This window comes from Sphingomonas gilva, from assembly GCF_003515075.1.
Taxonomy (GTDB): Bacteria; Pseudomonadota; Alphaproteobacteria; order Sphingomonadales; family Sphingomonadaceae; genus Sphingomonas; species Sphingomonas gilva.
In genome coordinates this window covers 70,881-93,088 of record NZ_QWLV01000001.1, presented here as the reverse complement: position 1 = coordinate 93,088, position 22,208 = coordinate 70,881, and the positions used below count along the sequence as shown (strand labels likewise).

Annotated in this window: 23 protein-coding genes and 1 tRNA gene; 9 read left to right on the top strand and 15 right to left on the bottom strand. The window is 68.4% G+C overall.

The window, feature by feature from the left end:
• Positions 1–308: 308 nt before the first annotated feature.
• Together D1610_RS00455 and mgtE are read right to left on the bottom strand one after the other, a co-directional pair.
• A complete protein-coding gene (locus D1610_RS00455) occupies positions 309–743 on the bottom strand; it encodes a DUF1489 family protein (protein WP_245941892.1) in 435 nt (144 codons plus the stop codon).
• A complete protein-coding gene (gene mgtE / locus D1610_RS00450) occupies positions 740–2,149 on the bottom strand; it encodes a magnesium transporter (RefSeq protein WP_118862182.1) in 1,410 nt (469 codons plus the stop codon). The genes D1610_RS00455 and mgtE overlap by 4 nt, the downstream gene beginning before the upstream one ends.
• A gap of 129 nt (positions 2,150–2,278) precedes the next feature.
• Here mgtE and D1610_RS00445 point away from each other — a divergent pair, with 129 nt between their 5' ends.
• Complete coding sequence (locus D1610_RS00445) at positions 2,279–2,731, top strand: peptidylprolyl isomerase (RefSeq protein ID WP_118862181.1); 453 nt, start codon at positions 2,279–2,281, stop codon at positions 2,729–2,731.
• Positions 2,732–2,878: 147 nt separating this feature from the next.
• On the opposite strand, the gene D1610_RS00440 is transcribed toward D1610_RS00445, so the two are convergent.
• Complete coding sequence (locus tag D1610_RS00440) at positions 2,879–3,763, bottom strand: LysR substrate-binding domain-containing protein (protein ID WP_118862180.1); 885 nt, start codon at positions 3,761–3,763, stop codon at positions 2,879–2,881.
• Positions 3,764–4,073: 310 nt separating this feature from the next.
• On the opposite strand from D1610_RS00440, the gene D1610_RS00435 reads away from it, so the two are divergent.
• Positions 4,074–6,365, top strand: coding sequence for a CDC48 family AAA ATPase (locus D1610_RS00435; protein WP_118862179.1), 2,292 nt, complete (start codon positions 4,074–4,076; stop codon positions 6,363–6,365).
• On the opposite strand, the gene D1610_RS00430 is transcribed toward D1610_RS00435, so the two are convergent.
• Positions 6,337–7,575 carry an MFS transporter gene (locus tag D1610_RS00430; protein WP_118862898.1) on the bottom strand — a complete coding sequence of 413 codons (1,239 nt, stop codon included), beginning with the start codon at positions 7,573–7,575 and terminating at the stop codon, positions 6,337–6,339. The genes D1610_RS00435 and D1610_RS00430 overlap by 29 nt on opposite strands.
• A gap of 47 nt (positions 7,576–7,622) precedes the next feature.
• On the bottom strand, positions 7,623–7,946 hold the full coding sequence (locus D1610_RS00425) for an antibiotic biosynthesis monooxygenase family protein (protein WP_118862178.1): 324 nt from the start codon (positions 7,944–7,946) through the stop codon (positions 7,623–7,625).
• A gap of 155 nt (positions 7,947–8,101) precedes the next feature.
• Here D1610_RS00425 and D1610_RS00420 point away from each other — a divergent pair, with 155 nt between their 5' ends.
• Positions 8,102–8,725 (top strand): class I SAM-dependent methyltransferase, encoded by a 624-nt coding sequence (locus D1610_RS00420; RefSeq protein WP_118862177.1) that lies wholly within the window; start codon positions 8,102–8,104, stop codon positions 8,723–8,725.
• A gap of 4 nt (positions 8,726–8,729) precedes the next feature.
• Here D1610_RS00420 and D1610_RS00415 read toward each other — a convergent pair whose 3' ends face one another.
• From D1610_RS00415 to D1610_RS00405, 3 genes are read right to left on the bottom strand one after another with little or no spacing between them, the layout of a single operon-like run.
• Complete coding sequence (locus tag D1610_RS00415) at positions 8,730–9,020, bottom strand: helix-turn-helix domain-containing protein (protein ID WP_245941889.1); 291 nt, start codon at positions 9,018–9,020, stop codon at positions 8,730–8,732.
• Positions 8,977–9,261, bottom strand: a complete 285-nt coding sequence (locus D1610_RS00410) for a BrnT family toxin (protein WP_118862175.1) — start codon at positions 9,259–9,261, stop codon at positions 8,977–8,979. The genes D1610_RS00415 and D1610_RS00410 overlap by 44 nt, the downstream gene beginning before the upstream one ends.
• Before the next feature lie 40 nt (positions 9,262–9,301).
• Entirely contained in the window at positions 9,302–10,471 is a 1,170-nt protein-coding gene (locus D1610_RS00405) for a phospholipase D-like domain-containing protein (protein ID WP_118862174.1), read from the bottom strand.
• A 119-nt stretch (positions 10,472–10,590) separates the two neighbouring features.
• Here D1610_RS00405 and rpoZ point away from each other — a divergent pair, with 119 nt between their 5' ends.
• Complete coding sequence (gene rpoZ / locus D1610_RS00400) at positions 10,591–10,935, top strand: DNA-directed RNA polymerase subunit omega (RefSeq protein WP_118862173.1); 345 nt, start codon at positions 10,591–10,593, stop codon at positions 10,933–10,935.
• A gap of 200 nt (positions 10,936–11,135) precedes the next feature.
• Here rpoZ and D1610_RS00395 read toward each other — a convergent pair whose 3' ends face one another.
• Both D1610_RS00395 and D1610_RS00390 read right to left on the bottom strand, forming a co-directional pair.
• A complete protein-coding gene (locus D1610_RS00395) occupies positions 11,136–11,813 on the bottom strand; it encodes an RlmE family RNA methyltransferase (RefSeq protein ID WP_118862897.1) in 678 nt (225 codons plus the stop codon).
• Complete coding sequence (locus D1610_RS00390) at positions 11,810–12,796, bottom strand: Ppx/GppA phosphatase family protein (protein ID WP_245941888.1); 987 nt, start codon at positions 12,794–12,796, stop codon at positions 11,810–11,812. The genes D1610_RS00395 and D1610_RS00390 overlap by 4 nt, the downstream gene beginning before the upstream one ends.
• Positions 12,797–13,022: 226 nt before the next feature.
• On the opposite strand from D1610_RS00390, the gene D1610_RS00385 reads away from it, so the two are divergent.
• Together D1610_RS00385 and D1610_RS00380 are read left to right on the top strand one after the other, a co-directional pair.
• Positions 13,023–13,096, top strand: a tRNA-Gln gene (locus tag D1610_RS00385).
• Between the two features lie 452 nt (positions 13,097–13,548).
• Positions 13,549–16,548 carry a TonB-dependent receptor domain-containing protein gene (locus D1610_RS00380; protein ID WP_118862896.1) on the top strand — a complete coding sequence of 1,000 codons (3,000 nt, stop codon included), beginning with the start codon at positions 13,549–13,551 and terminating at the stop codon, positions 16,546–16,548.
• Between the two features lie 55 nt (positions 16,549–16,603).
• Here D1610_RS00380 and D1610_RS00375 read toward each other — a convergent pair whose 3' ends face one another.
• Together D1610_RS00375 and D1610_RS00370 are read right to left on the bottom strand one after the other, a co-directional pair.
• Positions 16,604–18,628, bottom strand: a complete 2,025-nt coding sequence (locus D1610_RS00375) for an elongation factor G (protein WP_118862171.1) — start codon at positions 18,626–18,628, stop codon at positions 16,604–16,606.
• A 126-nt stretch (positions 18,629–18,754) separates the two neighbouring features.
• The gene (locus tag D1610_RS00370; protein WP_182466644.1) at positions 18,755–19,072 is read right to left on the bottom strand and encodes a PilZ domain-containing protein; all 318 of its coding nucleotides are present in this window, start codon (positions 19,070–19,072) and stop codon (positions 18,755–18,757) included.
• 163 nt (positions 19,073–19,235) lie between these two features.
• On the opposite strand from D1610_RS00370, the gene D1610_RS00365 reads away from it, so the two are divergent.
• A complete protein-coding gene (locus D1610_RS00365) occupies positions 19,236–19,511 on the top strand; it encodes an HU family DNA-binding protein (RefSeq protein ID WP_118862169.1) in 276 nt (91 codons plus the stop codon).
• Between the two features lie 49 nt (positions 19,512–19,560).
• On the opposite strand, the gene D1610_RS00360 is transcribed toward D1610_RS00365, so the two are convergent.
• Complete coding sequence (locus D1610_RS00360) at positions 19,561–20,310, bottom strand: sulfite exporter TauE/SafE family protein (protein WP_118862168.1); 750 nt, start codon at positions 20,308–20,310, stop codon at positions 19,561–19,563.
• A 38-nt stretch (positions 20,311–20,348) separates the two neighbouring features.
• Positions 20,349–20,744, bottom strand: a complete 396-nt coding sequence (locus D1610_RS00355) for a hypothetical protein (protein ID WP_147414238.1) — start codon at positions 20,742–20,744, stop codon at positions 20,349–20,351.
• 95 nt (positions 20,745–20,839) lie between these two features.
• Between D1610_RS00355 and D1610_RS00350 the strand changes: the two genes are divergently transcribed.
• Together D1610_RS00350 and D1610_RS00345 are read left to right on the top strand one after the other, a co-directional pair.
• A complete protein-coding gene (locus tag D1610_RS00350) occupies positions 20,840–21,463 on the top strand; it encodes a YbhB/YbcL family Raf kinase inhibitor-like protein (protein WP_118862166.1) in 624 nt (207 codons plus the stop codon).
• Positions 21,464–21,475: 12 nt separating this feature from the next.
• On the top strand, positions 21,476–21,952 hold the full coding sequence (locus D1610_RS00345) for a hypothetical protein (RefSeq protein ID WP_118862165.1): 477 nt from the start codon (positions 21,476–21,478) through the stop codon (positions 21,950–21,952).
• Here the strand turns inward: D1610_RS00345 and D1610_RS00340 are convergent.
• Positions 21,949–22,161 (bottom strand): hypothetical protein, encoded by a 213-nt coding sequence (locus D1610_RS00340; protein ID WP_118862164.1) that lies wholly within the window; start codon positions 22,159–22,161, stop codon positions 21,949–21,951. The two genes, D1610_RS00345 and D1610_RS00340, sit on opposite strands and share 4 nt — an antisense overlap.
• Between the last annotated feature and the right edge of the window lie 47 nt (positions 22,162–22,208).

Here is a 22,208-nt window from a genome sequence, read left to right as displayed (position 1 = left end):
GAGGCGCAGAGAGGTGGTTCTGCCGCGTCAGCGGCTTTCATCTTTTCGCAGGGTTCCGCTTGCCGCAACGTAGCGAGGTGACATGCGCTTCGCGCAGAGTTTTGACATCTCTGCGTCTTCGCGTCTCTGCGCGAACCAACCTTCCTGCTTCTTCTTCGCGCCTTCGCGCCTTCGCGTGAACCAATCTTTCGAACGTCGATACGTCCCGGAGCCTGTCAGTTTAAGTTCCTGTCCCCCCTGCCTTCGCAGCGGCGACGGACCATAGATGGCAAAGAGCAGACAATCGGCCCGGATCGCCCGGATGGAAGTCACAGCAGCCCGATCGCCGCCAGTTCGCCGACCAGGCGGTGCGGCATGTCCGCCGTGCCGCTGTCGCCGCCGAGATCGGGCGGCGCGTCCTTGTCCTCCAGATAGCGCCAGCCCTGATGCGCGCGCTTTGGGCGGGCGGCGACGAGGATCAGGCGCGGTTCGAGGTGGATCGCGGTGCGGCCGCCCTCGGCCTCGCCGAAACGAAGGATCGGCGAGCGCGCGACGAGCTGGTGCTTGATGATCCAGTAGAGCGATCCGCCGGCGATCTCGGCATGGCGCTTGGGCAGGTAGCGCGTGGTCAGGACGAGGCCGCCCTGGGCGGCGCGCAGGGCGACCACCGCCTCCAGCTCGGGCAGCGAGGGATGGCCGTAGGCGACCTTGGTGAGATGAAGCGGCACGACGCCCGATTTGGGCCCGCGTGGGGCGGCGATCAAGCCAGCGGCACGAGCCCGCTCAGCACCGCGAGCCCGAGAAAGGCGAAAAATCCCATCGAATCGGTGATCATCGTGACGAACACCGAGGACGCCACCGCCGGATCCTGACCCAACCGTTCGAGCAGCACCGGCACGAGCACGCCGGCCAGGCCGGCGACGACGATGTTGATCAGCATCGCGGCGGCGATCACCGCGCCCAATGACGGGTTGCCAAACACCAGCGCCGCGCCGATGCCGATCAGCACCGCGATGGTGCCGCCGTTGAGCGCCGCCAGCGTGATCTCTCGCCTGATGGTGCGGATGGTGTTGGATTGGGTGAGCTGATTGGTGGCGAGCGCGCGCACCGCGACCGCCATGGTCTGCGTGCCGGCATTGCCGCCGATCGAGGCGACGATCGGCATCAGCACCGCCAGCGCGACCATCTGCTCGATCGCCCCGCCGAAAAAGGCGATGATCGTCGAGGCGACCAGCGCGGTGCCGAGATTGGCGACCAGCCAGCGCACGCGCGCCGAATAGCTCTCGCGGATCGGCTCGTTGATGTCGCCGTCGCCCGCGCCCGACAGCAGCAGCGCGTCCTCGCCGGCTTCCTCCTGGATGATGTGGACGACATCGTCGACGGTGATCATGCCGACCAGCCGCCCGTCGGGATCGACCACCGCGGCGGAGATCAGCGCGTATTTCTGGAAGCGCAGCGCGACCTCCTCCTGGTCCATGTCGACCGGGATCAGCGTCTGCTCGCGCGCCATGACGTCGGCGACGGCGATCGCGCGCGGCGTGCGGAGAATCCAGGAAAGGGCGCAGGTGCCGACCGGCTTGTGCTGCGGATCGACGACGAAGATTTCCCAGAAATCGGTGGTCAGCGTCTCGTCGGCGCGAAGGAAATCGAGCACGTCGCCGACGGTCCAGTGCTCGGGCACCGCGACCACCTCGCGCTGCATCAGGCGGCCGGCGGATTCCTCCGGATAGCCGAGCGCGGCCTCGATCGCGGCGCGATCGTCGGGGTCGAGCGCGCGGAGGACGGCGCGCTGGTCCTCGTCGTCCATGTCCTCGATGATCGCGACCGCGTCGTCGGTATCGAGCTCGGCGGCGATATCCGCGACCTGACCGGGCTCGAGCGCGTCGATCAGCGTCTCGCGGACGTAATCGTTCATCTCGGCGAGGACTTCGCCGTCGAGCATGTCGGCGAGCGCGGCGGCGAGCGCGCCGCGGTCCTCGGCCGGGGTCAGCTCGAACAGGTCGGCGATGTCGGCCGGGTGGAGCGGATCGACCAGCGCGCGCGCGGCCTCGGCGTCGCCCGCATCGACCGCGTCGAGCACCGCGCGGACGAATTCGGGCTTGAGCCGGTCGTCCTCGTCGAGCTGGGTTTCGCCTTCCGATTCGGGCGGTTGGAGTTCGGTCTCGCTCATGTTCGACCTCCCTCTGGCGGCTGGCGAATCCCCTTAGCGCGGCAATGCCGGGCTGCCAACGCGATTGGACAGGCCGGGATGCGGAGGGTAGGGCGTCGGCCAAATTCCCCATCCACAGGAGATTCCCCGATGGCCGATACGCTGACCTTCACGCTCGACAATGGCGGCGACGTCGTCATCCGCCTGCGGCCCGACCTCGCCCCCAACCATGTCGCGCGCATCGCCGAGCTGGCCGGCGAGGGCTTCTACGACGGCGTCGTGTTCCACCGCGTCATCCCCGGCTTCATGGCGCAGGGCGGCGATCCCACCGGCACCGGCATGAGCGGATCGGACAAGCCCGACCTCGCCCAGGAATTCAACGACGAGCCGCATGTCCGCGGCACCTGCTCGATGGCGCGCACCGCCAATCCGGACAGCGCCAACAGCCAGTTCTTCATCTGCTTCGACGACGCACGCTTCCTCGACCGCCAGTACACGGTGTGGGGCCAGGTCGAATCGGGCATGGAGCATGTCGACGCGCTGCCCAAGGGCGAGCCGCCGGCGACCCCGGGGAAGATCGTGAAGGCGGTGGTAAGCGATTAGCGCCAGCTAATCGCTGTCTCGGCCACCGCCACGGCCGGCGTCGCCACGCCGCAGTTTTGGCTTTCGTATACGACGCGGCAAAGCCGCGCCGTCGGCCGGACTGACGTCCGCCGGCCGGAACCCTGGCCGCGACGCGGATTAGCGAGGCTAATCCGCTGCCAGCGTTCCGATCAGCCAATCGTGAAACAGGCGCACCGGCTTGCTCTCCAGCGCGCGGGGGCGGCAGACGAACCAGTAGCTGTAGGGGCTCATCACCTCGATATCGAACAGCCGTACCAGCCGCGGATCGTTGGCGTCGAGGAAATGGCTTTCGTGCATGAAGGCGACGCCGAGCCCCTGCGCGGCCGCCTCCAGCATCAGCGGGCCCGAATCGAAATGGTCGATCGCGGCGGGTTCGAGCGCCTTCAATCCCGCCGCCTGGCGCCAGGCGGTGAAGGTGTCCGGCATGTCGCGGTGGATGAAGGCGGTGAGATCGGCCAATTGCTCCGGCCGCGTCACCGGATCGGGCCGTTCGAGCAGCGTCCGGCCGCCGATGACATAGACCTGGTTGCGGTCGAGCCGGTGCGCGTAGAGCGCGGGATCGATGTCGCGGGCGAGCGCGATCACCGCGTCGAGCCCGTCGCCCAGCCGGGCGATGCCGTGGCCGGCGGTGTCGACGTCGAGATGCAGCTCGGGATGCCGCGCGCGCAGATCGCCGAGCTTGGGGAACAGCCGCTGCGAGGCGAACAGCGGCAGCACGCCCAGCCGCAGGCGCAGCACGTCGCCGGGCGCGGTCAGCGCCTCGACCGCGTCGGAAAGCGAATCGATCGCGGGCCCGATCTGCTGGAGCAGGCGCTCGCCGTCGGCATTGAGGCGCATCGCCTGATGGCGGCGCTCGAACAGCGGCTTGCCGACGAAGCGCTCGAGCGCCTGGACGCGGCGGCTGAGGGCCGGCGAGGACAGGGCGAGCTCCTCCGCGGCGGCCTTGACCGAGCCCAGCCGCGCGACCTGCACGAAGGCCTCGATCGCGGTCAAAGGCGGCAAACGGCGCAGTTCTCGTCTCCTTTCTTGTGCATTGCAGCACAGGTCTGCGCGGTTCGCAATCCTGCTTTTGCGTAGATGAAACCGGTTACCATTGCAAGAATCGCAATCGTAATGGTCTTATTTCGCACTTGCACAAAAACGTGCTGCGCTGCACATAGAGCGGGCCTTTCAGGCATCCTCTCCTAAAAACTTTCAAGGCCGGTCCTTCGGGACCGGCCCTTTTTTTACCCCGATGCGTTCTGCCATCGCGGATAGGGGTCGCACGTTCGTGCGCCCATCCCTATTTCCGCCCCTTCGCAGAATTGAGGCGGGACGATCAATGGCAGACGAGGACGCGCCACTGAAGGTGCAGGTGGCGAACGCGCGCAAGGAGGATTCGGGGCGAGGCCTCGCCCGCCTCCCGCGCGCGACGATGCAGCAGCTGGGTCTGAGCGAGGGAGACGTCGTCGAGCTGATCGGCAAGCGGTCCACCCCGGCGCGCGCCGTGCCGCCCTATGCCGAGGACGAAGGGCTCGACATCGTCCGCCTCGACGGCCTGCAGCGCGCCAATGCCGGGATCGGATCGGGCGACCATGTCGGCATCCGCAAGATCGAATCGAAGGCGGCCACACGCGTGGTGTTCGCCCCGGCGCAGCAGAATCTGCGCCTGCAGGGCTCCGCGCAGGCGCTGCAGCGCGTCTTCATCGGCCGGCCGCTCACCTCGGGCGACGTCGTCGCCACCGTCGGCCAGCAGCGCACCGACCAGGACGCGCCGCCGCATGTCCGCCAGCTGCTCGGCGCGCCCGCCTATGCGCTGCAGGAAATCCGCCTGGTCGTCGTCTCGACCGCGCCGAAGGGCATCGTCCATATCGACGAGACCACCGAGGTCGAGCTGCGCAGCGAATATGAGGAACCCAAGGAAGCGCGCCGCGCCGACGTCACCTACGACGATATCGGCGGCATGGCCGGAACGATCGACCAGCTGCGCGAGATGGTCGAGCTTCCCCTGCGCTATCCCGAGCTGTTCCAGCGCCTGGGCGTCGATCCGCCCAAGGGCGTGCTGCTGCACGGCCCGCCCGGCACCGGCAAGACGCGGCTCGCCCGTGCGGTCGCCAACGAGAGCGACGCCGAGTTCTTCCTGATCAACGGGCCCGAGATCATGGGCTCGGCCTATGGCGAATCGGAGAAGCGCCTGCGCGAGGTGTTCGAGGAGGCGGCCAACGCCGCGCCCTCGATCGTCTTCATCGACGAGATCGATTCGATCGCGCCCAAGCGCGGGCAGGTGTCGGGCGAGGCGGAGAAGCGCCTGGTCGCCCAGCTGCTGACGCTGATGGACGGGCTGGAGGCCCGCGCCAACCTGGTCGTCATCGCCGCGACCAACCGGCCCGAGGCGCTCGACGAGGCGCTCCGCCGCCCCGGCCGCTTCGACCGCGAGATCATCGTCGGCGTGCCCGACGAGCGGGGGCGGCGCGAGATCCTGGGCATCCACACGCGCGGCATGCCGCTGGGCGACAAGGTGGATCTCGAGGAGCTGGCGCGCACCACCTTCGGTTTCGTCGGCGCCGATATCGCCGCGCTCGCGCGCGAGGCGGCGATCGAGGCGGTGCGCCGGATCATGCCCCGGCTCAACCTGGAGGAGCGCACCATCCCGCCCGAGGTGCTCGATACCCTCTCGGTCACGCGCGAGGACTTCGTCGAGGCGCTGAAGCGCGTCCAGCCGAGCGCGATGCGCGAGGTGATGGTCCAGGCGCCGACCGTCCGCTGGGACGATATCGGCGGGCTGGACGACGCGCAGATGCGGCTGAAGGAAGGCGTCGAGCTGCCATTGAAGGACCCCGACGCTTTCCGCCGCATGGGCATCCGCCCGGCCAAGGGCTTCCTGCTCTACGGCCCGCCCGGCACCGGCAAGACGCTGCTGGCGAAGGCGGTCGCGCGCGAGGCGGAGGCGAACTTCATCGCCACCAAATCGAGCGACCTGCTCAGCAAATGGTATGGCGAGAGCGAGCAGCAGATCGCCCGCCTGTTCGCCCGCGCGCGCCAGGTCGCGCCCACGGTGATCTTCATCGACGAGCTCGATTCGCTGGTGCCCGCACGCGGCGGCGGCCTGGGCGAGCCGCAGGTGACCGAACGCGTGGTCAACACCATCCTTGCCGAGATGGACGGGCTGGAGGAGTTGCAATCGGTCGTCGTCATCGGCGCGACCAACCGGCCCAACCTGATCGACCCGGCGCTGCTGAGGCCCGGCCGTTTCGACGAGCTGATCTACGTCACCGTGCCCGACGCGGGCGGCAGGCGGCGCATCCTTGCGATCCACACCGCCAGGATGCCGCTCGCCGACGATGTCGACCTCGACGACATGGCGCGGCGCACCGAACGCTTCACCGGCGCCGACCTTGAGGACCTCGTCCGTCGCGCCGGTCTGTTCGCGCTGAGGGAATCGCTCCAGTCGACCGAGGTGACGATGGCGCATTTCGAGCGAGCGCTAGGCGAAACCCGCGCCACCGTGACGCCCGAGATGGAGCGCGAATATGAGACGATGGCGGCGAAGCTGAAGCAGGAAGCGTCGGCGATATCGCAGATCGGCTTCATCGCGCCCGGCATGCTCACGCCGAAGGGAGAGAAGAACCCCTGAGACGCGCCAGCGCATAGACGAACAGCAGCGCGAGCGCCGCGCCGGCGACGAGATAGGGGAGCGGCTTCCACAGCTCGTAGAGGCCGACTCCGATCGAGGGACCGAGCACGAACGCCGCGCCGTTGATCGAGGTGGTCTTGCCCGCGACCGATCCTTGCGCGCCGGGCCCCACCGCCAGGCTGACCCCGGCGGTGAAACCGGGGCGGATGAAGCCGAAGCCGAGCGCGGAGAGCGCGAAGGCCATGGCGATGCCGTAGAGCGAGGTGGCGAGGCCGGTCAGCGCGCAGCCGGCCGCGGCGAGCACCAGGCCGATCAGCACCAGCGCGCGGGGTGCGAGGTTGAACAGCGGGATCAGCCCCCATTGCGCGAGCAGCGCGGTGCCCGCGCCCAGCATCAGCACGATGCCGATCGCCTGCTGCGCCTGATCGAGCGGCAGGCCCAGACGATCGATGACGAGGAAGCCGATCGCCTGCCCGGTCATCGCCTGCGCATGCCCCATGACCAGCCCGATCAGCATCCAGGGCAGGATGCGCGGATCGCGATAGGGCACGTCCTCCACCTTGGGCGCGGTCGCCGCCGTCACGCTGGCCCCGGTCGATTGGCCGCCGATCGAAGGATAGGCGTTGGCCGCGCCGTGCGCGCCGTCGTCGAGCGCATGTCCGTCGCGCGGCAGCATCCGCCATAGCGCGACGAACACCAGCCCGCCGAACGCGGCGAAGACATAGGCCGGCCCCGCCAGCCCGACGAGGGGCAGCACGAAGAACGGCGCGAGCGCCGGGCCGAGGATGGTCCCCAGCCCGAAGGCGGAGCCGAGCAGGGTCAGCGCGCGCGTGCGCTCCTCGCGCGTCGTGCGCCCCGCGACCATCGCCTGCGCGGCGGGCGGCGCGGCCGCGCCGAACAGCCCGTAGATCAGCCGCCCGCCGATAAAGGCGAGGAACGCGGCGAGCGGCGCGATCCAGCCCAATATCCCCGCGGTCAGGAAGATCGCGCACAATGCGACCGAGACGATATAGCCGCCCATGCCGATCAGGATCATCCGCCGCCGTCCGTGCCGGTCGGATCGCTTGGCCCAATAGGGCGCGGCGATCACCCAGAGCAGAGCGGAGACCGAGAAGGCGGCGGCGACCGCGCTGTCCGGCACCTTCAGGGATCGCCCGATCGCGGGCAGCACCGATTGCAGCGCGGTGTTGCCCGCGGCGATCGTCAGCATGACGATGAACAGCAGCGCGAAATCCCGCTCCAGCCTGGGGCGGAGCGTCACGCCTTGGTCCAGCTATAGCCGCGCATGACGGTGGTCACGGCGAGTTCGTAGCTCCGATACCATTTCGCCCGCCCCTCGGCGCGGATGCGCGCATGCTCGGGATGGTCGCGCCAGGCCGCGGCGGCGGCCTCGTCCGTCCAATAGCTGACGGCGATGCCCTGACCGTCGGCCCCGCGTGCGGCGATGAAGCCGCGATAGCCGGGTTGCGCCGCCGCCAGCCGCTCCATCGCTTCGGCGGCGGCGCCATAGCCCGAATCGTCCTGCGCGGTGCGCACCGAGGTGAAGATCACCGCGACCTGGCCTGTCCGTTCGCCGCTCATATGGCGCCTTTGGCCTGCGGAACGGGACGCGTAAACCCTGTTAGGAGTTTGTCAGGCAACCGATGCTCTTGAATGTTCGTTGCGCTTTTGCGACTGCGATGCTTCCATATCGACCGGGGGCGCCCGCACGCGAACGATATAGTCCGGGAGTCCGCATGCCCTCTTCTTCCGCCCCGACCCTCGCCAAGCGTACGCGCATTCGCCGACCGGCCGGGGTTCCCTCCCCCTGGGGCATGTTCTTCAAGGGCTTTCTGAAGCACCCGGTGATGGTCGGATCGATCATCCCCTCATCGAAGGTGCTGATCGACCGGATGCTGGCGCGGGTCGATTGGGAGAACACCAAGCTGTTCGTGGAATACGGCCCCGGCGTCGGCACCTTCTGCAATCATATCCTGGACCGGATGGCGCCCGACGCGACGCTGATCGCGATCGACACCAACCCCGAGTTCATCCAGTATCTGAGGCGCACGATCGACGATCGCCGCTTCGAACCGGTCCACGGCTCCGCCGCCGACGTCGCCCAGATCATTCGCGATCACGGCCATGAAGCGGCCGATTTCGTGCTTTCGGGCCTGCCCTTCTCCACCCTGCCGCCGGGCGTCGGCGACACCATCGCCGAACAGACCGCCCATGTGATCCGCCCCGGCGGCGCGTTCCTGGTCTATCAGTTCAGCCCCAAGGTGAAGAGCTTCATCGCGCCGCATTTCGGCAGGATCGACCACGCTTTCGAGCCGATCAACATTCCGCCGGCCCAGCTCTACTGGGCGTGGAAGGGCTGAACGGTCAGGCGGCGTCGGCCACTGCGCGCGCCGCCGCCTCTGGTTCGGCGGCGATCACCTTCAGATAAGCGCGCACCGCCGGTGGCGGCATATAGCGGCCTATCTCATATTGGCGGATGCTGGCGAGCGGGATGCCGTAGGTGCGGGCGAACGCCTCCTGGCTCAGCCCCAGACGGTTGCGCAGCTGGCGAACGCGCCGCCCCATCAGCCCGCGCTCCAGTGCGGCGACGCTGACGTCCCGATCCTCCGGATCATTCGGATCCGCCGGAATTGCTATCATAGTCTCTTTGTTCACGATCGTTGCTCCGCCTCACTGAGATCAGCCGGATCACTTCGCCCCGCCAGACGTGAATGGCGGTATAGAGCTTTCCGTTCACTGATCCGATCGCCTTGTGCCGCTCCTCCTCGTCGCCGATGCGCAACGTCGGAATGATCACGACATCGGGATCATCGAAAATCCGCAGGCCGAAGATCAGCGGCACGCCGTGCTTGATCCGGTTGGCCTTGTCCTTGGCCGGATCGAACTCGGCGATCATGGCAGGAATATATGTGATTCACATATGCGGTGCAAGAATCCTACCGCCCGTCGATGCCGAAGTTCAGGCGGCGCGAGACGTTATAGTCGAGCACCGCGATCAGCAGATAGGCGGCGAACTGCCTGATCCGCGTCCACCAGCCGCTGCGCCGGCGGTTGACCTCCGCCGTGATCGCCTCGGACTTCGCCATCTCGCCTTCGAAATAGCCGCGCACATGCGCGGCGAAGGCGGCGTCGTCGATCCGCACCATGATCTCCAGGTTGATGAACAGGCTGCGCATGTCGAAATTGGCGCTGCCGATATGGACGATGTCGTCGATCACATAGAGCTTGGTGTGGAGCTTGGTGGGCTGGAACTCGAAGATTTTCGCACCCTGGCGAAGCAGTCCGGCATAGGTGAAGCGCGCCGCGGCGATCGTCGCGTTGTTGTCCGATTTCGCTGCGGTGATCAGCCGCACGCGGCGCGCGCGATCGATCCGGCGGAGCAGACCCGGGCCCGGCGCGAAATAGGCGGCGATCATGTCGACCTGGGCGGCGCCGCGAATGTCGGCGCGCAACGCCTGCGCCCAGGGGCTCAGCCGCCGCGTGGGTCCGCCGAGCAGCCAGCGCACGCCGCCCGAGGTCTCGCTCGCGCGCTTGAGCGCGCGCCGCAGCGTGCGGATCCTCGCCTTGTCGTCGCGCGCCCAGGCCGACAGGTCGTCGAAATACCGCGCGATCCGCCCCGCCGCCGGCCCATCGATCTCGACGCCGAGATCGCGCCACGCGTCCTCGGCCGGGGTGCCGAAATAATCGTCCTCGACATTGAAGCCGCCGGTGATGACGCGCGCCTCGTCCGCGAGCGCAAGCTTCTGGTGGTTGCGCAGCAGATAGCGCCGGCCGAATCGCGGCAGGAAGCGGCACAGCTCGCCGCCTGCGTCGGTCAGCGGGCGGAAGAAATCGTCGTCGCCGCCCACCTCGCTGCCGAAACCGTCGACGATCAGCGACACCTGCACGCCGCGCGTCTGCGCCGCGACCATCGCGTCGCGCACGCGCCGCCCGGCATGATCGTCGGTGTAGATGTAGAACAGCACGCGCAACGACCGCTCGGCCCCGTCGATCAGCGCGATCAGCGCCTCCAGCCGCCGCGGGCCGGTATCGAGCAGCCGCAGGCGGTTGCCGTCGACGGTGAACCAGGGCTGTTCGGGCGGCTGTTCTGCGGGCGATGAAGCCATGTCCTGTCATGCTGCGCCCGCCCCGGACGCGCAAGGGGCGCGCCGGTTTCATTGACATTGCGAGGGCGCGGCGCTAACTGCCCGCCTTTCCGTTCATCGTTATCGAAGGATGCGTTTTCATGGCGCGCGTGACCGTTGAGGATTGCGTAGACAAGGTTCCCAACCGGTTCGATCTGGTGCTGCTCGCCGCCCAGCGCGCGCGGCAGATCTCGGGCGGCGCGGAGCTGACCATCGATCGCGATCGCGACAAGAACCCGGTCGTCGCGCTGCGCGAGATCGCCGACGAGACGATTCGTCCCGACCATCTCGAGGAATCGGTCGTCGCCGGCATGCAGAAGGTGCTGATCGACGATGAGGACGAGGCCGATGAGGTCGGCTCGCTGGCGGCGTCGGCCGAGGCGCTGCGGCTGACCGCGGCGGCTCCTCCGCGGAACCAGAATCTTGGGGCTGATTACGAAGGTTGAGGCCCGGATTTAGCGCAAGCTAAATCCGGATAAGCCGAAACCCCGGCCGGCGGTGCGCAAGCGCACCGACCGACGACGCGGCTTTGCCGCGTCGGGTTTCCGATAATCGAGATCACAAAGCGACGCGGCAAAGCCGCGTCGTCGGCCGGGTACTTCGTCCCGCCGTCCGCGGGCTCGGATGACTCCAGATTTAGCTCAAGCTAAATCTGGTCCTCGCCCCGGCCCTTAAACCCCTGCGCAATCACATACCACTCCGACGAGTCCTTGCGGCTCGCCGGCGGCTTGGCGTGCTTCACCTGCGCGAAATGGCGTTTCAAGAGCGCGACCAGATCGCTGTCGGCGCCGCCCGCCAGCACCTTGGCGACGAACGCCCCGCCGGGGCGCAGCACCGAGATCGCGAAGTCCGCGCCCGCCTCCACTAGCCCCATGGTGCGCAGATGATCGGTCTGCGGATGGCCGACGGTGTTGGCCGCCATGTCCGACAGCACCAGATCGGGCGCGCCGCCCAGATCGGCCATCAGCAGGTCGGGAGCGGAAACGTCCATGAAATCGAGCTGGTGGATGACGACGCCGTCGATCGGATCGACCGGCAGCAGATCGATGCCGACGACCGCCGCCCTGGGGCTCGCCTTGCGCACCACCTGCGACCAGCCGCCCGGCGCGATGCCCAGATCGACCACCCGCCGCGCGCCCTTCAGCAGCCCGAACCGCTCGTCGAGCTCGATCAGCTTGTAGGCGGCGCGGCTGCGATAGCCTTCGGCCTTGGCGCGGCGGACATAGGGGTCGTTGAGCTGACGTTCGAGCCAGCGGGTCGAGGCCGCGGTGCGCCCGCGCGCGGTGCGGACGCGCTGACGGCCGCCCGATCCGCCCCTGCTCAAGAGCGCCACTCCCCGGCCATGAGCGTGCGCAATATGCCCTCGCGAATGCCGCGATCGGCCACGCCCAGCCGCTCGGCGGGCCACATGTCGAGGATCGTCTCCAAGATGGCGCAGCCCGCCACCACCAGATCGGCGCGCTCCGGGCCGATACAGGCGAGCCGCGCGCGATCGGCGATCGCTTGGCCCGACAGGCGATGGCTGATCGCGCGCATCGATTGGGCGGGCACGATCAACCCGTCGACCGCCGAGCGGTCATAGGAGGGAAGCCCGAGATGGACGGAGGCGAGCGTCGTCACCGTGCCGCTGGTGCCGAGCAGCCGCAGCGCGGCGCCCTTGGGCAATCGGTCGGCGAAGCCCGCGAAGCTTTCCGCCACGCGCGCGCGCATGCGGGCGTAGGTGGCGCGCCGCTCGGCCTCGTCGGCGTGCGCCGCGCAAGGCTCGCTCTCGGTCAGCGAGACCACCCCCCAGGGCGCGCTCTGCCAGTCGAGGATCGCCGGAGGGCCGTCCTCGCGCGTTTCGACCAGCACCAGCTCGGTCGATCCGCCGCCGATGTCGAAGATGAGCGCCGGCCCGTCGCCCGGCTCGATCAGCGGATGGCAGCCGAGCACCGCGAGCCGCGCCTCCTCGCGCGCGGCGATGATGTCCAGGCGGATGCCGGTTTCACGATAGACGCGGTCGATGAATTCGGGCCCGTTGGCGGCGCGGCGGCATGCTTCGGTCGCGACGGCGCGCGAGAGCGTTACGTTGCGCCGCCTGAGCTTGTCGGCGCACACGGCAAGCGCCGCGATGGTGCGCTCGATCGCCGCATCGGACAGCCGGCCGGAAGCCGCCAGGCCTTCGCCCAGCCGGACGATCCGCGAAAAGGCGTCGACCACCGCGAAGCCATCGGCCTGCGCGCGCGCGATCAGCAGCCGGCAATTGTTGGTGCCCAGGTCCAATGCGGCGAAATGCCGCGGGCCGGGCCGGTGGTGCCGGCCCCGCATGGGGTGCGCCGGAGCGGCCCTCTGCGTCGAGGGAGCCGCGGGGCGCGGCGAATGGGTGGATATGTCCCCCATTTTCCGGCAATCTCGCTTTTCTGTTCTTCCGTCACGGCATGGCGCCGCCCGGTGCTTGGAGCCAGCCTATCGGGGGCGCGGCGCGGGCGCAAGCGGAAGGCCGCCCGCGACGTTGACAGCCCCGGCGCGCGCGCCTATTTCGCCGCGTCTCCGGTGCCCCGTCGTCTAAAGGTAAGACTACGGACTCTGACTCCGTCAATTGAGGTTCGAATCCTCACGGGGCATCCAGCCGCCTGCTTCGCTTCCTTCCCCACCTCGCGCACGCGGGGGTGGAGACATGCTGCCGACGCGCCAGCGAACACGGCATGATCGCTGCTCGGCCGTATAAACCCGTACAAATAGATGCCTAATCGAGTGACATGAAAAGCACAGACCAGTAGGCGAAGTTTACTGTGCCCACTTCGCATGTGACTCTTTTGGCACATGGGGAAAGTACCGGATTTACGCCGTTGCTTGCCATCTTTACAGCCTTTCACCGCCGTCCCATCCCTCACGCCATGTCCCGTCGCGCCGCCTGAGAGCGGGTGCGGGACGGTGCAACATTTCCGCGAAAGGGGCCTCTCGGCCGCGGAAGAACAGTGAGGACATTCGCCGTGAACAAGTTCATTTCAGGGCGCGCGCGCCTTCAGAGCGGCTCCGCCCTTCAGGCGCTGGCGTTGATCGGCGCGGGCGCCGCCTTCATGGCCGCGACGCCGGCGCTGGCGCAGGATACGCAGGATCCGTCGGTCGCGCCCGAGACGCAGACTGCGGAAGATGCGGATACCGGCGAGAACATCGTCGTCACCGGATCGATCCTGCGCCGCAGCACCGCCGACACGGTCTCGCCGATCACCGTCGTCACCGCCGACGATCTCGATGCGCGCGGAATCAACACCACGCAGGAGGCGATCCAGCGCCTTTCGTCCAACAACGGCCCCGCGCTGACCAACTCCTTCTCGGCCAACGGCGCCTTCGCCGCGGGCGCGTCCGCCGTGTCGCTGCGGGGCCTCAGCACCAGCTCGACGCTGGTCCTGTTCGACGGCATGCGCGCGAGCTACTATCCGCTCGCCGACGACGCGACGCGCAACTTCGTCGATCTGAACACCATCCCGGACGACATCGTCGAGCGTGTCGAGGTGCTGCGCGACGGCGCGTCGTCGACCTACGGCGCGGATGCGATCGCAGGCGTGGTCAACGTCATCACCAAGCGCGAGATCACGGGCATCAGCGCGCGGGCGGAAGCCGGCATCGACGAACGCGGCAACAGCCCGAATTACCGGCTGAGCCTGACCGGGGGCTTCGGTGATGTCGAGGGCGACGGCTACAACGTCTATGCGAGCGGCTTCTATTATACGCAGGACGCGCTGTTCAACGGCGACCTGCCCTATCCCTACAACTCGCAGAATCAGTCGGGCATCTGCCTCGACGGCGTCTGCGGACCGCAGGTCGGGCCAAATTCGGGCTCGATCAACCCGTCGAGCCAGGGCTTCGAAGGCTTTTCGCTGACGAGCGACCGGCGCCTGTTCGCCACGACCTTCTTCGTCGCCCCCTATGACGCGAGCAACACCACCTCGCAGGGCCGCTACCAATTTCTCAACCCAGCTGCGGGGTGCATCACCGGCGAGACGCCTTACACGCTGAGCGCAGCCGAATTCGCCGATCCCGACAATGCGCTCTCTCCGAGGACGGTCTGCCAGGGCGACCTGGTCACCCAATATGGCGTGGTCTCGCCCGAGCTCGAGCGCTTCGGCGGCGCGATCAAGGGAACCATCGCACTGGGCGGCGGGATCGAGGCATCGCTGGTCGGCAACTATCTGCAGAGCAAGGTGAGCTACACCGGCGAGCCCGCCACGATCCGCGCCAATGCCAATACCGGCATTATGTTCCCGCGGTTCAGCACCTTCACTGGCGGTCCGCCCAACGCGCCGGGCTCCTTCGCGCTCGCGCTGCCCGTCTATGTCTGCCCGCTTGTGAACGGCATGCCCCAGGCGACCTGCGATGCGACCAACGGCACGCTCAATCCCAACAACCCCTTCGCCGCGCAGGGCCAGGTCGCGCGGATCATCGGCCGCATTCCCAACCTGATCGAGTATAACGAGACATTGAGCCGCACCTATCGCGGTGCGCTGACGATCTCCGGCCCGATTTCCGACAATTGGAACTTCGCGGTGGACGCGGTGGGCATGCGCACCGATCTCAGGCGCACCCAGGAAGGCTATGTCTACATCCAGCGGCTGTTGAACGTGGTCGCGGACGGCAGCTACAATTTCGTCGATCCGTTCGCCAACAGCCAGGCGACGCTCGACTATCTGTCGCCCGACAACGTCACCGATTCGCATTCGGACATCTACGCGGCCTCGGCGAACATCAGCGGATCGCTGTTCGAGCTGCCGGGCGGTCCGTTGCAACTCGGCGTCGGCGCCGCGATCCGCAACGAGTCGATCGACGCACCCAGCGCCAATGACGATTTCGCCGGGCCGACCGAGCGCTATTTCGTCCTGAACGCGTTCGGCACCAGCGGCGAGCGCACCGTCTATTCAGCCTTTGCCGAGCTCGACGCCCCGATCCTCGAATGGGTCGACGTCAACCTGTCCGGACGCTACGACAATTATTCGAGCGGCCAGGACGCCTTCTCGCCAAAGGTGGGCGTCCGGTTCAGGCCGTTCGACGGGCTGACCGTGCGCGGCACCTGGTCTCGCGGCTTCCGCATCCCGAGCTTCGCCGAGGCGAACGCGCTGCCGACCACGGGCTTCGTCACCAATACGGCGGCGCTGTTCAACGATACCTATCTGGCGCAATATGGCTGCACCGTCGCGACCTTCAACGCGTGTCCGACCTATATCCGCGCCGGCGCATACGGCCAGACGACGCTCGCCAGCCCCGATCTCGATCCCGAGCGCTCGACCAGCTGGACCGCGGGCATCGTCTTCGAGCCGCTGCGCAACGTCACGCTCGCGGTCGACTATTACAACATCAAGAAAACGGGCGCGATCACCACGCCGAGCAACTCGCCTGCGCTCATCGCCTATTATAGCGGCCAGGCCATTCCCGAAGGCTACAACGTCATCGCCGATGCGCCGGATGCGCAATTCCCGAACGCGACGCCGCGCGTCGCCTTCGTCCAGTCGTCGCTGATCAACGCGAACACCATCCGGTCGGAAGGCCTGGACTTCGCCGCACGGGCCAGCTTCGATCTGGGGCCGGATATCCGCTTCACCTCCTCGGCGGAGGCGAGCTACATCATCAATCTCTCGACCGAATTCCCCGACGGATCGGTGGAGAGCTATGAAGGCACGCTCGGCAACTTCAACCTGACCGCCGGATCGGGCACGCCCGAATGGCACGGCAGCTGGCAGAACACGCTGGAGATGGGCGCCTGGACGCTGACCGCGACCGCCGAATATTTCGACGGCTACAACCTGTCGGCGGAGGATCAGAACGGCGCCGGCACCTCGGGCGATTGCGGGCTGCTGTCGGAGGCCTTCGTGGAATGCGACGTGCCGTCCTACGTCACCGTCGATCTTTCGACGAGCTTCGACGTGAACGACAACTTCACATTCTATGTCAACGTCCTCAACGTCTTCGACAATCTGCCGCCGATCGATCCGATCACCTACGGCGCCAACAACTACAACCCGGTGCAGGGCGGCACGGGCATTTTCGGCCGATCGTTCCGCGCGGGGGCCAAGGTCAACTTCTGATCGGCCGTCCTGGCCGGCAGGGGCGGCTTCCCTCGGGGAGCCGCCCTTTTTTGGTTCAGGCGGGTTCCCGCACCTGCTGGACGATCCCTTCGGCGAGCTTGCCGCCGACCTCGGCGAGATGGTCGAACCGCGCCTCGTAGCGGGCCATGCCCTGGCTCAGCGACCGGAGCTCGGACTCCAGCCCGTTGAGCTCGGCGCCGGGCAGCAGCGCCTCGACGCAATCCCAGCGCGACCAGCCTTCGAGCGGCGTCACGCCGAGCAGCTGCCCGCGCTTGCTCGCCACGGTCGAGGTGATCCGCGACGTGGCGCTGCCCGGCGCGCGGATGGCGATGTGCGCCATCGGTTCGAGCAGATAGGGCGAGGCGGCGGCGAGCGCATCGGCCATGGCGATCCGCCCGGCGGTGCGGAAGGCGAGTTCGGAGCTGTCGACGCTGTGGAACGACCCGTCGACCAGCGCCACCGCGACATCGACCACCTGGAAACCGAGCGGCCCCTTCGCCATCGCGTCGCGCACGCCCTGTTCGACCGCCGGGATCCACTGGCGCGGGATCGCGCCGCCGGTGATCCGGTCCTCGAAGCCGAAGCCCTCGCCGCGGCCCAAGGGGCGGATCTCGATCACGACGTCGCCGAACTGGCCGTGCCCGCCCGACTGTTTCTTGTGGCGCCCGCGCTGCATCGCCGGCTTGCGGATCGTCTCGCGGTACGCGACCGCCGGCTGGCGCACGGTCACCGCGACGCCGTAGCGCTGCTGCAACCGGTCGAGCGCGACCGCGAGATGCTCGTCGTTGAGGCCGCGCAGCAGCGTGTCGTGCGATTCCTCGTCCTGTCCCCAGTTGAGCGCGAAATCCTCCTCGGCCAGCCGGTTGAGCGCGGTCGACAGGCGGACCTCGTCCTTGTGGTCCTTGACCGCGATGGCGAGTGCGCAATTGGTCACCGGCGGCTCCGACAGGGCGGCGGCGGGCGGCTTGCCCGCGATGCCGATCAGGTCGCCCGCACGCGCCGCATCGGCCTTGGCGATGCCGACGATTCCGCCCGGCTCGGCGCGCGGCGCCTTGGCGGTGGCGGCACCCTGGACAGCGAACAAGGCGCCCGCGCGCATCGGCTCGCCATCGCCGGCGGTGAGCTCCGCGCCCTCGGCGAGCGGCGCGCCGAACACGCGGGCGAGCGCCAGCCGCCCGATCGTGCCGCCATGCGAGATCTTGAACACCTTGACCGCAGGACCGTCGATCCCCAGCCGCCGGGCGGTCTGCGCCGCGTCGGGCGTGTCGTGACGCAGCATCTTGAGCAGGCGGCGGATGCCGAAGCCGCTCGTCGCCGAACCGAACAGCACCGGCACCACCAGCCCTTGCGCGGTCTCGCGCGCAAGATCGCCGAAGATCGTCTTGAGATCGGGTGTCTCGTCCATCAGCAGCTGTTCGAGCAGCGTGTCGTCATGGTCGGCGAGCTGCTCGAGCATGTGGAAGCGCGCCGCCGCCTCATCGTCCTTCAGATGCGCGGCGAGCGGCACCTGGGTGGACGGCTTGCCCGGCTCGTAATGATAGGCGCGTTCGAGCGCGAGATCGACGAAGCCCGCCACCCGCTCGCCCGCGCGGATCGGGATCTGGCGGGCGACCAGCGCCGCCGCGCTCATCGGCTGCAGCGCTTCGAGCAATTCCTCGATGCTGCCGCGCGCCTGGTCGATCTTGTTGACGAACAGCGCGTGCGGCATGCCCAGCGCCTCCAGCCGCCGCAGCACCGGCTCGACCAGAGGCGCGTGCGCCGGGTCGGGATCGATCACCACCAGCGCGAGGTCGGCCGACGCCACCGCCAGCTCGGCATCGGGCGCGAAGCCGGGGGAGCCGGGCGCATCGACCAGCGTGTAGCGATCGCCCATCCAGTCGAAGCGCATCAGGTTGAGCTCGGTCGATCCGCCGCGCGCGCGCGCCTGGGGGCTCGCATCGCCCACGCTGCTGCCCGCATCGACCGCGCCCAGCCGCTGGATCGCGCCCGCCGCGAACAGCAGCGCCTCCGCCAGACTCGTCTTGCCCGCGCCCGCCGGTCCGACGAGCGCGACGGCTCTTGCGCCCTTGCTGTGCTCCATGCCTGCTCTCCTTTTGCTGCCGACCCCGCTCTTGCTCACCCTGTCTGTCCGAGTCGCGAGGGTCGGCCCAAGGGCGCGCGAAGGCAAGGCCCCTGCGGGCCGATCGTCAGGCGGGGCGGGGCGGCGTCAGGCCGATCCGATCTCCGCGGCGATGCGCCGCAGCCGGTCCTCGTCCAGCCGCACGCCGAAGCGCAGGCCGATCCGGCCGCCGCCCGCCCGCAGCACCACCGCCGGGATCGGCCGCTCGTCCACGATCAGCGCGACGAGCTGGCCGGGCTTGAGGTCGGCCGCGCAATGCATCCGCGCGCCTGACGGCGAAATGTCGAGGAGATGCGCGCGCAGCAGCGCATCGCCGTGCCTCAGGCGCGCCAGCCGGAACAGCTTGACCCGCGGCTCGCCGCGCGGGCGGTCGATTTTGTCCTGCCGTGCCGCCGAAACGTTCACCCACCGCTCCCCACGCGAGTCCGGTGGCCCTATGCGAGCCTCCTCCTGCCCGTTTCCAGCAGAAAAATGCTTAACACCCCCGTCCGACCGGTGCGAGGGTGCTGGACCGGACGCACGGGCTTGGGCTAACGCCGCTGCCTCACTCAAGCATGAGGATAATCCCATGAACAATGCCGACCTCGCCGATACCCTGGCCGCGAGCCATGGCCTGACCAAGGCCGACGCCCGCAAGGCCGTCGACAGCCTGTTTGCCGCGATCGCCGATGCAGCCGCCAAGGGCGAGGAAGTGTCGATCAACGGCTTCGGCAAGTTCAAGGTCAAGCAGAGCGCGGCGCGCGAAGGCCGCAACCCTTCGACCGGCGCGACCATCCAGATCGCCGCCTCGAAGAAGCTCGGTTTCTCCTCGGCCAAGGCGCTGAAGGACAAGATCAACGGCTGATCCGTGATCCGATCCGCCGCGCGGCCCGCTCGGGCGCGCGGCGGATCGCCTAGCCGAGCGCGTCGAACAGCAGCTTGGCGCCCAGCGCGACCATCAGCAGATAGACCATGGTGTAGAAGCGCTCCGTCCTCATCCGGCGGATCAGCCACACGCCGGCGAAGGTCGAGATGATCGCCAGCGGCATCAGCATGGCCGATGTCGCCAGATTCTCCTGCGTGAACTGGCCCAGCGCCAGATAGGCAGGCGTCTTCGCCCAGTTGATCGCGGCGAACAGCACCGCGGAGGTGCCGACGAAGCTTTCGTGCGGCAGCCGCTTCGGCCCCACCCACATCTGGAAGGGCGGCCCGCCGGCATGCGCGATCTGGCTGGTGAAGCCCGTCGCGGCGCCGAACAGCGCGCCGACCCAGCCGGGAGAGGTGGAGGCGAGCGGCGTGCGCCCGCCGCGCTCCAGCCATAGCCGCCACAGGCCGAACGCGACCGAGATCGCCCCCAGCGCCGCCATCACCGCATCCTCGGACAGCCGGTCGGCGAAGAACCAGCCGCCGGCGATGCCGGCCAACGCGCCGGGCAGCATCACCAGCACGATATGCCTGTCCCAGGTCCTGCGGAACGCCCACACGCTGACGACGTCCTGCACGATCAGGATCGGCAGCAATATCGCAGCGGCGGTCACCGGGGGAACCGCCAGTGCCAGGATCGGCGTGGCGAGCGCGCCCAGCCCGGCGAACCCGCCCTTGGCAAGCCCGAGCAGGGTCACCGACAGGATCGCGGCGATCAGGAAGGCGGGATCGGTCAGCACGTCCGCGCCTTAGCCGCGCGGGCGCGCCGCGACACCCCCTAGATGGGTTTCGGCCGCACGCGCGACGCCAGCCAGCCCGCGACGATCGCCAACAGGATGCCGGAGATGGGCATCCACACCGGTCCCGGAATCATCGTCGCATTGACGACGATCGACGCGATCACCAGCGCCACGATGATCCAGCCCGCCAGCGCGCGCCTGGCGATCAGATTGGCGACGAGCGCACCGGCGAACGCGCCCATCGTCCAGGCGGCGACGATCGTCGCCAGCGCAGCCGTCGGCGCCGCGGCTATCGCGGCGCGGACCGAATCCATGTCGCCGGACGTCGTGCCTGGAGGCGGCGGCCAGATCGCATGACCGATCATCTCCACGGCGCTTATCACGATCATGCCGGTCACGATGCCGGCGACGATGCCCAATGCCAGTTTCAGCATGCTCATCCCCTTTACGAGTCGCGACGCGAACATATCATGTGCGCAACCATCGGCCTTGTTGGGCGGTTGAAGGGAGAGGAAGAGGGAGTCTGCCGATGCTCGAACACCTGCCCCACTGGCTTGGCCACGCCATGCGCGGGCTGCGGGCGGGCGCGGACAAGCTGGCGATCGTCCAGCTGCGCATGGGCGGCGAAGTGCCCTCGCTCGATCTGATGAGCCCCGCTTTCGCCGATGGCGCACGACTGCCGCCGCGCTTCACCGCCGATGGCGAGGGCGTGTCGCCGCCGCTGGTCTGGGGCCCGGTGCCCGAAGGGACCAGCGGCCTCGCGCTGCTGGTGGAGGATGCCGATGCACCGACGCCGCAGCCATTGGTCCATGCGGTGGTCTGGGGGCTCGCCGCCGATACCGGCCGGCTCGCCGAGGGCGCGATCGTCCGCGACGGCGACGGCGGTGACGGGCGCGACGTCGGGCGCAATTCCTATTTTGCCGAGGGCTGGCTGCCGCCCGATCCGCCGACCGGGCATGGCGACCATCGCTATGCCTTCCAGTTGTTCGCGCTCGCCGCCGGTGACGATCCCGATCCCAATCCGGGCCGGTCCGAGCTGATCGAGGCGATGACCGGCCGCGTCCTTGCCGCTGGCCTCTTGATCGGCACCTACGCCCGCGGCAAACCCGCCGATATCGGCCCGGTCGGCAGCGTAGAGCGATCACCCGCGTAAAGGAGCATCCCCATGAACCGCACCCTTCCCGCGCTTGCCGCGCTGCTCGCCTTTACCGCCTGCGACCGCTCCGATCCGCCGGTCAACCAGGTCGGGATCGATCTGAACGCGGTGACCCCGGCGCCCGAGCCTGCGCCCCAGGCGCCAACGGCCAATGAGACCGCGCCCGCGAACGGCGCCGCGCCGGTCGCCAGCACGACCATCCCCGCCGCCTATCACGGCGTGTACGATCAGACCGCGGCCGCCTGCGCCTCGGCCTCGTCGATCTACCGCCTGACCGTGTCGGGCGACGAGCTGCGCTTCCACGAAAGCCTGGCCGAAGTGCAGAGCGTCACGCCGGAAGGCGAGAACGCCATCCGCGTCGCCGCCAACTATTCGGGCGAGGGGATGACGTGGAGCAACATCCAGCGCGTCGCGCTCTCCGACGGCGGACGGACGTTGACGATCACCGGCGAAGGCGAACCCGTCAAGCGCACGCGCTGCGGTTAATCGGTCCGCGCCTCGGGATTTTTGTCGACCGGCAGCGCCCAGCGGATCTGGTCGCGCAGCAGCGCCTCCAGCTCGTCGGCGCCGACGGCATGCGCGGCGGCGCGCTTGCGCAGCAGGCTGGCGAGCAGTTGCGGCCGCGTCTGGGCGGCTGGCTTGATACGGCGCCCCTGCGAAAGGGCGCGCGCGAAGCGCACGGATAGCGCGGTCACGACCAGGTTCCTTCATTGGCGCCGGTGGGGAGCGGCGCTTTCCCAGT